The following is a 12,076-nucleotide window of genomic DNA, read 5'->3' on the forward strand; positions in this document are numbered from 1 at the left end:
GATGGATACGGTACTTATCGGCGAGCTTCTCGCCGGGCTGATGTTCTTTGGCATCATCGGCTTCCTCATGCTCGGGTTCCCGGTCGCGTTCTCGCTGGCCGGTGTGTCGCTCGGCTTCGGCGCGGTGGGCATGTATTTCGGCGTCTTCGATCCGTCGAACTTCGGATCGCTTGCCAACCGCTACATCGGCACCATGACCAACGAAGTGCTGGTCGCCGTGCCGCTCTTCATCTTCATGGGCGTGCTCCTTGAGCGTTCGCGCATCGCCGAACAACTGCTCATCACCATGGGCAAGCTCTTCGGCAACATGAGCGGCGGTCTCGGCATCTCGGTCATCGTCGTGGGCGCGCTGCTCGCGGCGTCGACCGGCGTCGTTGGCGCCACCGTGGTCACCATGGGCCTGATCTCGCTGCCAGCGATGCTGCGCTCGGGCTACGATCCACGCATCGCCTGCGGCGTTATCTGCGCGTCCGGCACCCTGGGCCAGATTGTGCCGCCGTCGACCGTGCTCATCTTCATGGGTGACATTCTGACCGGCATCAACGCGCAGGTTCAGATGGCCAAAGGCAACTTCGCTCCGGTCCCGGTGTCGGTTGGCGACCTCTTCGCCGGCGCGATCATCCCGTCGATGCTGCTGGTGGCCCTCTACCTCGGCTGGATCATCTTCAAGTCGATCGTCGACCCGCAGTCCTGCCCGGCAACGCCGGTTCCGCCGGAAGAAAGGAAGGGCCTTCTCAAGGAAGTCGTCGTCGCCCTGGTTCCGCCGCTCGCGCTCATCGTCGCGGTGCTCGGCTCGATCCTTGGCGGCATCGCCACCCCGACGGAAGCGTCTTCGGTGGGCGCGGTCGGCGCGATGATCCTGGCAGCTCTTCGCGGCCGCCTGAATTTCGCGGTGCTCCGCGAGGCGACAATGTCGACAGCCTCGATCACCTCGATGGTGTTCATCATCCTGTTCGGCGCATCGGTCTTCTCGATCGTCTTCCGCCTGATGGGCGGCGAGAACCTGGTGCACGAGTTCCTGTCGAACCTGCCGGGCGGTATCGGCGGCGCGATTTTCGTCGTGATGTTCCTGATGTTCCTGCTGGGCTTCATCCTCGACACGTTCGAGATCATCTTCATCGTGGTCCCGATCACTGCCCCGGTGCTCTTGAATCTCGGCGTCGACCCGGTCTGGCTGGGCGTGATGATCGGCGTGAACCTGCAGACCTCGTTCATGACGCCGCCGTTCGGCTTCGCCCTGTTCTACCTGCGCGGGGTGGCGCCCAATAACGTGTCGACCGGTATGATCTACAAGGGCATCATCCCGTTCGTCGCGATCCAGGTGGTTGCGGTGTTGCTGATCTACACGTTCCCCGGACTGGCGACGTGGCTGCCGCGCTGGATTTACAGCTGATAGCGCCATACACTTGACGACGATACCGGTGCCGGCGGATGTCTCTCTGCCGGCATCTTTGTTTAGGGAGAAGCATAGTGGATCTCGCCTACCAAGAACGCTCCGACACCTTGCAAGAGGCGCTGAAGCGCGCCGCCGATATGCCAGGACCGAGCGTCACCCTGCGCGAGATACTTGCCGAAGTCGGCGACCACGGCCCGCTGATCCTCTGCGCCGTACTATGCGTGCCGTTCATGATCCCGGTTTCGATTCCCGGCGTCAGCACGGTGTTCGGGCTCGCCGTGCTGCTGCTTGGGGTTGGCATCACGCTCAACCGCATGCCGTGGCTGCCGCGCCAGATCATGGACCGCAATATCAACGCCGAAAAGCTCGGCGGCGTGCTGCGGCGCGGCATCGACATCGTCGCACGTGTGGAAGCGGTGATCCGCCCGCGCCTCGGCTTTCTCACCAGCGGGGCGATGGCCAGCCGCATCAACGGCCTCGCGATCATCGCCGGCGCTGTGCTGCTGATGCTGCCGCTCGGGCTCGTGCCCTTCTCCAACACGCTGCCGGCGCTCGCCATCATCCTGTTTTGCATCGGCATGTCACAACGCGACGGCGTGCTGGTGATCGGCGGCTACGCGATGCTGGTGGCAACCGTGATCTACTTCTCGGTTCTCGCCTATGCTGCGATTGCCGCGGGACGCGGCCTCGCCGCCCTGCTCGGCTCGGGCTGACGCAATCGGCTCCCAACGAAAAAGGCCCGGATCGCTCCGGGCCCCTCTTTAGCGAACTGTAGTCGCTTAGATCTTGAGGTACTTCTCGCGAGCCTGGATGAACAGCGAGTCGGTGCCGTCGGTCTTCTGACGGACGATCTTGAACGCGTTCATGAAGCTCTCTGCGGTCTTCTTGGTCAGCGGATCGCTTGAGGCGAGCAGCTCGTCCATGATTTCCTTTGCAGCCTTTGCGCCAGCTTCCAGAATTTCATCCGGGAACTGGCGGACCTGAACGCCGTGGTCGTTGACCAGCGTCTGCAGCGCGCGCGGGTCGTTAGCGGCAAAATCGGCGGCGACAGCGTCGTACTCGGCCTGGCAAACGTCCTTGATGATCGCCTGCAGGTCAGCCGGAAGCGCCTGATACTTGGCCTTGTCGACGACGAGTTCGGTTGCGAGGCCCGGCTCAATGAAGCTCGGGAAGTAGTAGTTCTTCGCGATCTGGTAGAAACCGAGCGCAAGGTCGTTGTACGGGCCAACGAACTCAGCCGCGTCGAGCGTGCCCGACTGCAGCGCCTGGAAGATTTCGCCAGCAGCAAGGTTGGTCACCGATGCGCCAAGCTTCTGCCATACCTGTCCACCGAGACCCGGGGTACGGAAGCGAAGGCCCTGAATGTCCTTGACCCCGGTGATCTCATTGCGGAACCAGCCACCAGCCTGCGTGCCCGTATCGCCCGACAGAAAGCCCTGAACGCCGAACTGATCGTAGATCTCATCCCAGATTTCCTGGCCGCCGAGATAACGAACCCAGCCGGTGAGCTCGCGCGAGGTCATGCCGTAGGGAACGCCGGTGAAGAACGACAGGCCGGTCGACTTGTTCTGCCAGTAGTAGGCAGCGCCGTGGCTCATTTCAGCATTGCCATCGATGACGGCGTCGAGAGCCTGAAGACCCGGAACCAGTTCGCCAGCCGAATAAACCTGAACCGTCAGACGACCGCCCGAAGCGGCGGTGATACGATCTGCGAGACGCTGCGCGCCAACGCCCATGCCCGGAAAATTCTTTGGCCACGTGGTAACCATGCGCCAGGTCTGATTGCCCTGAGCAATTGCCGGTGCAGCCAGGGTAGAAGCGGCTGCGACCGCGCCGGCACCGGCTACGCCGGCCTTCTTGAAGAACGATCGACGATCCATGAATGTCCTCCCAAGTGATCTCGATAGAAATGCGAAATGGACTTCGAGGGGGCAGGATTCGCCGATGCAGTTCTTCCTCCCCCAGCAACCCGCGCGTATCAATACACGCGTTATGGCGTGTGTCTAGCTGTCCAACTCCGGTTATTCCACCATCTAGTCTTCCCTTAACCTGTGAAGTTCTAGCTGATGCGGTAAGGCCACAACCGCTTGGAAAGGCTCACAAACAAGATTAGATATGTCCAACCGCGAGGAGCTTTCAGGATCCAATCATGCGCCAGCCACTTGTCGCCGTATCGACCGACACACGCCAGTTCGAAAACTACACGTGGCATGCGGCGCCGCAGCAATATCTCGAGGCCGCGGTGGCCGTTGCTGGCGTCCTTCCGGTGCTGGTTCCCTCCTTCGGCGATCGCATCGATCTCGACTCCGTCCTCGACAATGTCGACGGCGTGCTGATCACCGGCTCGCGCTCCAACGTGAATCCGGAGCTCTATGGCGGCGAGGCGACTGAGGAGAACGGGCCTTACGATCCGGCGCGTGACTCGACCTCGATCCCGCTGATTCGCCGCGCTATCGAGCGCGGGGTGCCGCTGCTTGCCATCTGCCGCGGCATCCAGGAGATGAACGTGGCGCTTGGCGGCACGCTGGCGACCGAGATCCAGGAGCGCGAGGGCGTGTGGGATCACCGCGCCCCCGTCAGCGACAATCAGGATGAGCGCTTCGCGATCCGCCAGCCGGTTCAGATCAAGGAAGGTTCGTGCCTCGCAAATGTCTTCGGCGCCGGCGAGATCATGATCAACTCCGTCCACCGCCAGGCGGTCGAAAAGCTGGGTGAGCGGCTGCAGGTTGAGGCGGTTGCCCCTGACGGCACCGTTGAAGCTATTTCCGTGATCGGCAGCCGGGCGTTCGCCGTCGGTGTTCAGTGGCATCCGGAATATTGGGCCAAGAGCGACGATGCGTCGGCGCGCATCTTCCGCGCATTCGGCGATGCCGTACGCGAGCATGCCGCGTCGCGCGCCCTGCGCACCGCGGCCGAATAAGTCAGCTACATTGCAAACAGGGCGAGCAGCGGTTCACGCGGCGCGAACGATTCGAGCGCCGCGCCGTCGCCTGCGGCAAACTCTGCCGCCACGTCGCCGCTGGAGCTGACAAAGGCGACCGAGCCGTCATCGCGGTCGATCCACCACTTCACCTTGGCCAGCGCGGGCAGCTGCTGCGAGCAGTCAGGCGTCACGGTAAGGTCCTTCTTCGGCCCTTCGCCAACAGCCGTGATGACGCAATCGCTTTTCACGCCGCCGGCAACGAGGAAGAACTTCTCGCCGCCGACGAGACCGTTCTTGATCGACGAGACGGTGACCGGATCAATCCCGGCATCCTGGGCGAAGAAATCTTGCTGGTACGCAAGCGCGGCAATTGCGGCCACGATGCCCGCATAGACCATCTTCATCGGTAGTCCCTCGATTGACCTGACGAGCGGCAAATCATGCCGCCCGTATGGTTAATCAATTGCTAATATTATTGAGGGCTACAGGTCAACCTTTCGGGTTGAGATGTTCCGTCTCGGGCGTGGGCGAAATCGCGCGGCCTTCCGTGAACCACGACAGCAGGTTGTCGACCACGAGGTCGGCCATCGCCTGGCGGGTGTGGATCGTTCCCGAGCCGACATGCGGCAGCAGCGAGGTGTTTTCCAGCTTCAGCAGGGCCTCCGGCACGTGGGGCTCATTGGCGAAGACGTCGAGGCCGGCCGCCATGATGACGCCGTTCGCCAGCGCCTGCGCCAGTGCGTCCTCGTCGACCGAGGTGCCGCGGCCGATATTGATGAAGATGCCATCCGAACCAAGCGCCGCCAGTACTTCCGCGTTGATCGCCTTGTCGGTCGACGCGCCGCCGGGCGCGATGCAGATCAGCGTGTCGACGGCGCCGGCCAGCTCGACCAGCGTCGGATAGTAGGTGTAGCTCACGCCCTCGACCGGGCGGCGGTTGTGGTAGCTGATCGGCAGGCCGAAGGCCTCTAGGCGGCGGGCGATGGCCTTGCCGATGCGGCCGAGGCCGAAGATGCCGACCTTGCGGCCGCGCAGCGTGCCGCGCGTCAGCGGATAGTCGCCAACGGATGTCCACTTGCCCTCGCGCAGCCAGGCCTCGGCCTTCGGGAGTTCGCGAACCGTGTTGAGGAGAAGGCCGATCGCGGTGTCGGCGACTTCCTCGGTCAGCACGTCCGGCGTGTTGGTGACGACGACGCCCTTCTTGCCTGCATAGCCAGAGTCGACGTGGTTGTAGCCGACACCGAAGCTCGAGATGATTTCGAGGTTCGGGAACGCGTCGATGTACGTCGCGTCGATCGGTGCGTTGGCGACGGTCGAAACCGCCAGCGCACGCACCTGCGCGCGTTCTTCCTCGCTCAGCAGGGACGCATCCGGGGTCTCGGTGACGAACACCTTGAACGCGCCGTGGATGCGATCGACCGCATGCTGATGCAGCTTAACGGGGATGAGGACCGTGATGTCGTGTGTATCGGCCAAAGCGCCGGCTCCTTGCAGTTGTCTTGAATTTGATGGTGAACCTACGCAGGCTGGCGCTCGCACGCAACCGGCCGGCGCGAGAGTTGAAACTTAGCGTTCGACTGGCTTGCCGGTAGACTGGCGGACGTGCAACTCGGGCCGGATCAGCTCTTGCCCGCCATGCACCTCAATCCCGTTGAGCCGGTCAAGCAGCGTTCGCGCCGCGCGGCGGCCGACCTCGCGCTGCCCGTTCCACACGGTCGTCAGCGCCGGCGTTGCAATCGCCGCTTCCTCGAGATCGTCGTACCCGGTGACGGAAATATCGACGCCCGGAACGAGTCCGGCGCGATAGATACCGTTCATCAGACCGATCGCAACGAGATCGTTCCAGCACACGGCAGCGGTAGGCTTGTCCTTATGCGCCAGAAACTGCTGCGAGGCTTCAAAGCCGGCCTGCTTGGTGCGCGGGCCCGGAATACGCCAGTCAGGACGCACCTCCAGCCCTGCATTCTGCATGGCGTTGAGATAGCCCTGATAACGGTCGCGGCCGGTCGAGGTCTGGTCGGTGCCGCCGATCATGACAATGCGGCGATGGCCGAGCGAGATCAGGTGGTTGGTGGCGAGCGCCGTGCCAAAAGTGTCGTCGCCGCGGAACACGGGCACGTCCGCCCCTGGCACAGAGCGCGCGATCAGCACGGCCGGCAGGCCGTTCTCTTCCACCATGCGGATGTCTTCGGCCGGCGTTCCGATCGCCGGCGACATGATCACGCCATCGGCGCCAAGCTGCAGTAGGGTGTCGAGGAAGGTGCGCTGCTTATCGAGCTTGTCATAGTGGTTCGACAGAAGGAAGGTCTGGCGGCTCCGGTCGAGCTCGGTCTCGATCGAGCGCAGGATCTCCGCAAAGAATGGGTTCATGATGTCGTGCACGACGACACCGACGATGCCCGAGCGAGAAGTACGCAACGATGCTGCCCGGCGGTTGTAGATGTAGCCGATTTCGCGGGCATATTCCTTGATGCGATCGCGGGTGGAGTCGGCGACCAGCGGACTGTCGCGCAGTGCCAGCGAAACGGTCGCCGTGGAGACGCCGAGCGCCTCAGCGATCGTCGACAGCTTGATCTTCTGAGCCAGGGAACCCCTCCGAGAGACAGTCTTCATGCTTAAACTGTTTAAATGTGGTTATGCCATCCCCAGCCGGGAGTTCAAAGCTTTTTTGCCAGATCGCTTGCGTCGCAGCCGGGAGTTGTTCTGCTGCGTTTTCTGAGCGTGTGCTCGCGGTGGATGATGTAGAGGCCTGAGGATACGATGATCGCAGCGCCCGTCAGCGTCCAGAGATCCGGAAGATCGGCAAAGACGATCCAGCCGAGCAGGATCATCCAGAGCATCTGCGAGTACGGATAAGGTGCGAGTGCCGAGGTTGAGGCCATCTTGTAGGCCTTGATCAGCAGATAGTGCCCGTAGCCACCGAGTGGCCCGAGGATCAGGAGCAGCAGCCACTGAAGGCCGTCGCTCGGCAGCGAGCCGTAAAGCGGCACCACCGGAAACATCAGCACGGTCGGCGCCAGCGCCGAATAGAAGATCAGGCTTTCCGTTGTCTCGGTCGCGCCCATCTTGCGCGTCATCAGCACGTAGAAGCTGTAGCTCAGCATCGAGCAGATCGACAGCACATGGCCGACGCCGAAGGTGCCAAAGCCCGGCCGAGTGATGACCAGCACGCCGAGGAAGCCGACGAGCACGGCCACCCAGCGCCGCCAGCCGACCGTTTCTCCGAGCAGCGGCCCGGCCAGCGCCGTGATGATCATCGGCGCGAAGAAGTAGATCGAGATGGTTTCGGCAAGCTGCAGCGTGCGCAGCGCGAGGAAATTGAAGATTGTCGAGCCGACCAAGAAGACGCCGCGCAGCACCTGCGCCGGAATGTTGTGCGTCCGGTAGAGGATCGGGTTCCTCCACCCCCTGAACAGGATCAGCGTCAGCACGAGGTGCACGGAAAAGCGCATCCATGCCACGAACGGAGCGGCCATGCCGTGCGTCACCAGATATTTCGCGCTCGTATCAAGGAACGAAAACAGGAAGCACGCCGCGAACACGACGAGGATCGCAGCGGCGGGTGTCGCAGCCTCGGTATCGGTATTGTTTGGGGTCAAGTCGAGGACCGAAAATCAGATGTCATGTGAAATGACAATTCTGCCAAGGTCCGGCCGGACGCAAGGGAAATCTTCAGGCGTCTTCCGTCTCTTCGGGCTCCGGCTCATCGTCCCGTTCTTCCGCCGCCTGCACCGCCCGGTCGAGCTGCTTCGTCGACGACAGGTTATCCTCGATCCGGCTGAGCAGCTTCATCAGCGTTTTCTGCTCTTTCTTGTCGAGGCCCTTCAGCGCGCGCTTCTCGTTCTTGCGCACCGCCTTCTCGATCTCGCGGATCGCGTTGCGGCCTTCCTCGGTGAGGAAGATGTGCGCTTGCCGGGCGTCCGTCGCCGAGGCGCGCTTCTCGACGAAACCTTGCGACTGGAGCCGGTTGATAGCCTTGGTGATGGTCGGTGGCCGCACGCCCAGCCGCGCCGCGAGCTGCCCAGGGGTCAGGCCGTCCTCGCGATCCAGCGCGATCATGATCTGGTCCTGCCCAGCATAGAACCCGTGCGCCAGCAAGCGGGCGGCAAGCGCGGTGCGCGACAGCCTGGCCGTTGCCTGCAGCTTGGCCATCACTGCCGATCTGTTCGCTTTCGACATCCTGTCCTCCTGCGATACGGGATTGCCCACGCCGTGCCCCGGGGATAGCGTGCCGGCTTACTCCCCCATCGCAGAGCCCAATAACAGAAACATGACAGCCAACGAAGTTTTTCGAGGCGACGCTGCGATAGCCGTCCTGCCTCTCGGTGCCACCGAGCAGCACGGCCCGCACCTGCCCTTCGAGACCGACACCATCATCGCCGAAGGCGTGGCCAGGCGCGTCGAGGCAATGCTCCCCGAAAGCCTCGAGGTCGAATTCCTGCCGGTCGAACCGGTCGGCTATTCGCCCGAGCACATGGATGTCGACGGAACGAAGACCCTCACCTTCGACGAAGCGATCAACCGCTGGATCGGGATCGGCGAACAGGTCAAGGCGCGCGGCATCCGCCGCCTCGTCTTCCTCAACGCGCATGGCGGCAACTCGCCGCTGATGACGATCGTCACCACCGAACTTCGGGTGCGCCACTCGATGCTGGCAGTTGCCTCAAGCTGGACCCGTTTCGGCTATCCCTCGAAATGGGTGTCACCGGAAGAGAAGGCACGCGGCATCCACGGCGGCTTCATCGAGACAAGCGTGATGCTGGCGCTGCGCCCGGACCTCGTGGACATGGCGAAGGCACGCGACTTTGAATCGGCACAGTCCCGCTTCGAACAGGAATTCAAGCACCTGCGCGCGTATGGCCCGCATGCCTTTGGCTGGAAGATGAGCGACCTGTCGCCAGAGGGCGTTGTCGGCAATGCGGCAGCCGCAAATGCGGAGGCCGGCAACGACATGCTGGATCACGCTGGGCGCGGTTTCGTCGAACTGCTGGTGGATGTCGCGAAGTTTGACCTCAACAGCTTGCGCTAGAGACGTGCAATCGCGGTTCCGCCGTCCTATATGCTCTTCACCAATCAAATTCAGCCCAGAGGCTAGGACATGACGCAGGCGCAAATTCCGGTGACGGTGCTCACCGGCTATCTCGGCTCCGGCAAGACCACCCTTTTGAACCGCATCCTCACTGAGGACCACGGCAAGCGCTACGCCGTCATCGTCAACGAATTTGGCGAGATCGGCATCGACAACGACCTGATCGTGGAATCCGACGAGGAAATCTACGAGATGAACAATGGCTGCATCTGCTGCACGGTGCGCGGTGACCTGATCCGCACCGTCGAGGGCCTGATGCGCCGCCCCGGCCGCTTCGACGCCATCCTTGTCGAGACCACCGGCCTTGCCGACCCCGCCCCGGTCGCGCAGACCTTCTTCATGGACGATGACGTCCGCGCCAAGACCAAGCTCGACGCAGTCGTGGCACTGGTCGACGCAAAGCACCTGCCGCTTCGCCTCAAGGATTCGAAGGAAGCGGAAGACCAGATCGCGTTCGCCGACGTCGTCATTCTCAACAAGACCGACCTCGTCAGCGAGGACGAGCTGCGTGACGTTGAAGCTGCCGTCCGTGCGATCAACCCGACCGCTCGGATCCACAAGACGCAGCGCTCGGCCGTTGATCTGAAGGAAGTTCTCGATCGCGGCGCGTTCGACCTGTCGCGCGTGCTGGAGAGCGATCCGCACTTCCTCGACGCGGACGAGCATGACCACGATCACGTCTGCGGCCCGGATTGTGACCACGATCACCATCACCATGATCACCACCACCATCATGGCGTCTCCCCGATCCATAATGTTGGCGTGACCTCGATCTCGTTGCGCGCCAGCGAGATGGACCCGAAGAAGTTCTTCCCGTGGCTCGAGAAGACCACGCAGATGGACGGCCCGAACATCCTTCGTCTCAAGGGCATCATCGCCATCAAGGACGATCCGGACCGCTATGTCGTCCAGGGCGTGCACATGATCCTCGAAGGCGACCACCAGCGTCCGTGGAAGGATGACGAGAAGCGCGAAAGCCGTCTCGTCTTCATCGGCCGCGAGCTCGATGCCGAGCGCCTCAAGCGCACCTTCGAGGCCTGCCAGGCCGCTTGATTGCCAAGTAAAAAATGCCCGCCGGGCGCCTCGTGCGTCCGGCGTCTTTACGTGACGCGCTTGCCCACGTATTCCGGGGCTCACGATGACTGCGCTTCGCGCGCCGCAATCCGAGGAATTCTGACCCGTGCCAACTGTCGCTCCCATTGATCTCGACGGACACTGCATCACCGCGTGCTGGCTGGACGGCGTGCCGTTCTTCGCGCTGGCGGACGGCACTGTGCACCGACTGGACCATGGCCAGCAGACGACCGAGGCGCATGACGGCCTGCTCTGTGCAGTCCCGGCCCTCGATGGCAAGGCGCTGGTCACTGGCGGCGAGGACGGCCGCGTATGCTCGATCGCCGCGGACGGCACCGTCACCGAGGTCGCCAATATCGGCCGCAAGTGGGTGAACACGGTTGCGGCTGGGCCGCGCGGCGCGATCGCCTTCGGCGCTGGCCGCGTTGCCCATGTCCGCCTGCCTGATGGCACGGTCAATGATTTCCAGCACCAGCGCTCCGTCGAGGGCATTGCCTTCGCGCCCAAGGGCCTGCGCATCGCCGTCGCCCGCTACAATGGCGCGACGCTGCACTTCCCCGCAGCCGCCGGCAAGCCGGTGGAGCTTGAATGGGCCGGCGCGCACACCATGGTCACCTTCTCGCCCGACGGCAATTTCCTCGTCACCGCGATGCAGGAAAACGCCCTGCACGGCTGGAAGCTGTCCGACGGCAAGCACATGCGAATGGCCGGCTACCCGGCCAAGGTGAAGAGCCTGTCTTGGAGCAACAAGGGCCGCTGGCTCGCAAGCTCCGGCGCTCCGGCTGCCATCGTGTGGCCATTCCTGACCAAAGACGGCCCGATCGGCAAGGCACCGCTTGAGCTCGGCACGCGCGGCGACACCCTGGTCACCTCGGTCGCCTTCCACACCACCGACGAGATCCTCGCCATCGGCTATGCCGACGGCATGATCATGGCGGCGCGCGTGGCGGACCAGAAGGAAATCCTTTTGCGCCGGCCGGGCAAGGGCGCAATCACCTCGATGACCTGGGACGGTGAAGGCCGCCGCCTCGCCTTCGGCAGCGAAGCTGGAGACTGCGGCGTCATCGACGTCGCGGGCTGAGCTATTCGGCGAAACAGCTGATCTTGCCGCTGAGCGAGGCGGTCTTCGCCTCGCCGTCGGTCACGTCCGTCATGTCGTAGACCTCGATCCGGAACGAGCCCGTGTCTTCGCCTGACGTCGCGCTCAAGATCGTCGCCTCGACATAGCCGTGCGGAGCATCGCCCTCCCGCTCGCGATAGAGCTTCAGCTTCAATCCGTCACCATCGAGCCAATACTGGGCGACGTGCTCGCGAGCGAACTCGACCTTGCGCAGGTCTTCCGTGATCTCAGGATCGTTCACCTCGAGTGAACCGTCGAGGCTGAACAGCGCGCTGCCCATGCCCCGCGACACGCCGCCGCTGATGCTGATGCGCGCGTTTCCGTAATCCGCCTCGCACGAGATGCCTCCGGACGCCATGGCTGGCCCACTCGCCAGCACGGCCATCACCATTGCCACCCCTAGCCGCATTCCCGAACCTCCTGCGAATCGCGTCAACCTTGTTTGTGCTGGGTGGTTGCGGCTCCTTTGCGGCA

The 12,076-nt window shown here is 63.1% G+C and carries 13 protein-coding genes; 6 read left to right on the forward strand and 7 right to left on the reverse strand.

The window, feature by feature from the left end; translation table 11 throughout:
• Position 1: 1 nt before the first annotated feature.
• Together L630_RS0106435 and L630_RS0106440 are read left to right on the forward strand one after the other, a co-directional pair.
• Positions 2 to 1,393 carry a TRAP transporter large permease subunit gene (locus L630_RS0106435; protein WP_024847449.1) on the forward strand — a complete coding sequence of 464 codons (1,392 nt, stop codon included), beginning with the start codon at positions 2 to 4 and terminating at the stop codon, positions 1,391 to 1,393.
• Between the two features lie 77 nt (positions 1,394 to 1,470).
• Entirely contained in the window at positions 1,471 to 2,109 is a 639-nt protein-coding gene (locus L630_RS0106440) for an exopolysaccharide biosynthesis protein (protein WP_024847450.1), read from the forward strand.
• A gap of 66 nt (positions 2,110 to 2,175) precedes the next feature.
• Here L630_RS0106440 and L630_RS0106445 read toward each other — a convergent pair whose 3' ends face one another.
• The gene (locus L630_RS0106445; RefSeq protein WP_024847451.1) at positions 2,176 to 3,276 is read right to left on the reverse strand and encodes a TRAP transporter substrate-binding protein; all 1,101 of its coding nucleotides are present in this window, start codon (positions 3,274 to 3,276) and stop codon (positions 2,176 to 2,178) included.
• A gap of 269 nt (positions 3,277 to 3,545) precedes the next feature.
• Between L630_RS0106445 and L630_RS0106450 the strand changes: the two genes are divergently transcribed.
• A complete protein-coding gene (locus L630_RS0106450) occupies positions 3,546 to 4,316 on the forward strand; it encodes a gamma-glutamyl-gamma-aminobutyrate hydrolase family protein (RefSeq protein WP_024847452.1) in 771 nt (256 codons plus the stop codon).
• Positions 4,317 to 4,321: 5 nt separating this feature from the next.
• On the opposite strand, the gene L630_RS0106455 is transcribed toward L630_RS0106450, so the two are convergent.
• From L630_RS0106455 to L630_RS0106475, 5 genes are all read right to left on the reverse strand, one after another.
• Positions 4,322 to 4,723: a hypothetical protein gene (locus L630_RS0106455; protein WP_024847453.1), complete on the reverse strand. Its 402-nt coding sequence runs from the start codon at positions 4,721 to 4,723 to the stop codon at positions 4,322 to 4,324.
• An 85-nt stretch (positions 4,724 to 4,808) separates the two neighbouring features.
• A complete protein-coding gene (locus L630_RS0106460; RefSeq protein WP_024847454.1) occupies positions 4,809 to 5,795 on the reverse strand; it encodes a 2-hydroxyacid dehydrogenase in 987 nt (328 codons plus the stop codon).
• A gap of 90 nt (positions 5,796 to 5,885) precedes the next feature.
• A complete protein-coding gene (locus tag L630_RS0106465; protein WP_024847455.1) occupies positions 5,886 to 6,905 on the reverse strand; it encodes a LacI family DNA-binding transcriptional regulator in 1,020 nt (339 codons plus the stop codon).
• Between the two features lie 71 nt (positions 6,906 to 6,976).
• A complete protein-coding gene (locus tag L630_RS0106470) occupies positions 6,977 to 7,918 on the reverse strand; it encodes a DMT family transporter (protein WP_024847456.1) in 942 nt (313 codons plus the stop codon).
• Between the two features lie 73 nt (positions 7,919 to 7,991).
• A complete protein-coding gene (locus tag L630_RS0106475; RefSeq protein ID WP_024847457.1) occupies positions 7,992 to 8,498 on the reverse strand; it encodes a MarR family transcriptional regulator in 507 nt (168 codons plus the stop codon).
• Between the two features lie 91 nt (positions 8,499 to 8,589).
• Between L630_RS0106475 and L630_RS0106480 the strand changes: the two genes are divergently transcribed.
• From L630_RS0106480 to L630_RS0106490, 3 genes are all read left to right on the forward strand, one after another.
• Positions 8,590 to 9,348, forward strand: coding sequence for a creatininase family protein (locus L630_RS0106480; RefSeq protein WP_024847458.1), 759 nt, complete (start codon positions 8,590 to 8,592; stop codon positions 9,346 to 9,348).
• A gap of 69 nt (positions 9,349 to 9,417) precedes the next feature.
• Positions 9,418 to 10,461, forward strand: coding sequence for a GTP-binding protein (locus L630_RS0106485; RefSeq protein WP_024847459.1), 1,044 nt, complete (start codon positions 9,418 to 9,420; stop codon positions 10,459 to 10,461).
• A gap of 127 nt (positions 10,462 to 10,588) precedes the next feature.
• Positions 10,589 to 11,563: a WD40 repeat domain-containing protein gene (locus L630_RS0106490; protein ID WP_024847460.1), complete on the forward strand. Its 975-nt coding sequence runs from the start codon at positions 10,589 to 10,591 to the stop codon at positions 11,561 to 11,563.
• A 1-nt stretch (position 11,564) separates the two neighbouring features.
• Here the strand turns inward: L630_RS0106490 and L630_RS0106495 are convergent, their stop codons facing one another.
• Entirely contained in the window at positions 11,565 to 12,011 is a 447-nt protein-coding gene (locus tag L630_RS0106495; RefSeq protein WP_024847461.1) for a hypothetical protein, read from the reverse strand.
• Between the last annotated feature and the right edge of the window lie 65 nt (positions 12,012 to 12,076).

Source organism: Aminobacter sp. J41, assembly GCF_000526635.1.
Lineage (GTDB): Bacteria > Pseudomonadota > Alphaproteobacteria > Rhizobiales > Rhizobiaceae > Aerobium.

What these genes read in the sequence shown, in the direction of transcription:
- L630_RS0106435 (WP_024847449.1), top strand. Translation starts at nt 2, where the DNA reads ATGGATACGGTACTTATCGGCGAGCTTCTCGCCGGGCTGATGTTCTTT.
- L630_RS0106445 (WP_024847451.1), bottom strand. Translation starts at nt 3,276, where the DNA reads ATGGATCGTCGATCGTTCTTCAAGAAGGCCGGCGTAGCCGGTGCCGGC.
- L630_RS0106450 (WP_024847452.1), top strand. Translation starts at nt 3,546, where the DNA reads ATGCGCCAGCCACTTGTCGCCGTATCGACCGACACACGCCAGTTCGAA.
- L630_RS0106455 (WP_024847453.1), bottom strand. Translation starts at nt 4,723, where the DNA reads ATGAAGATGGTCTATGCGGGCATCGTGGCCGCAATTGCCGCGCTTGCG.
- L630_RS0106475 (WP_024847457.1), bottom strand. Translation starts at nt 8,498, where the DNA reads ATGTCGAAAGCGAACAGATCGGCAGTGATGGCCAAGCTGCAGGCAACG.
- L630_RS0106480 (WP_024847458.1), top strand. Translation starts at nt 8,590, where the DNA reads ATGACAGCCAACGAAGTTTTTCGAGGCGACGCTGCGATAGCCGTCCTG.
- L630_RS0106485 (WP_024847459.1), top strand. Translation starts at nt 9,418, where the DNA reads ATGACGCAGGCGCAAATTCCGGTGACGGTGCTCACCGGCTATCTCGGC.
- L630_RS0106495 (WP_024847461.1), bottom strand. Translation starts at nt 12,011, where the DNA reads ATGCGGCTAGGGGTGGCAATGGTGATGGCCGTGCTGGCGAGTGGGCCA.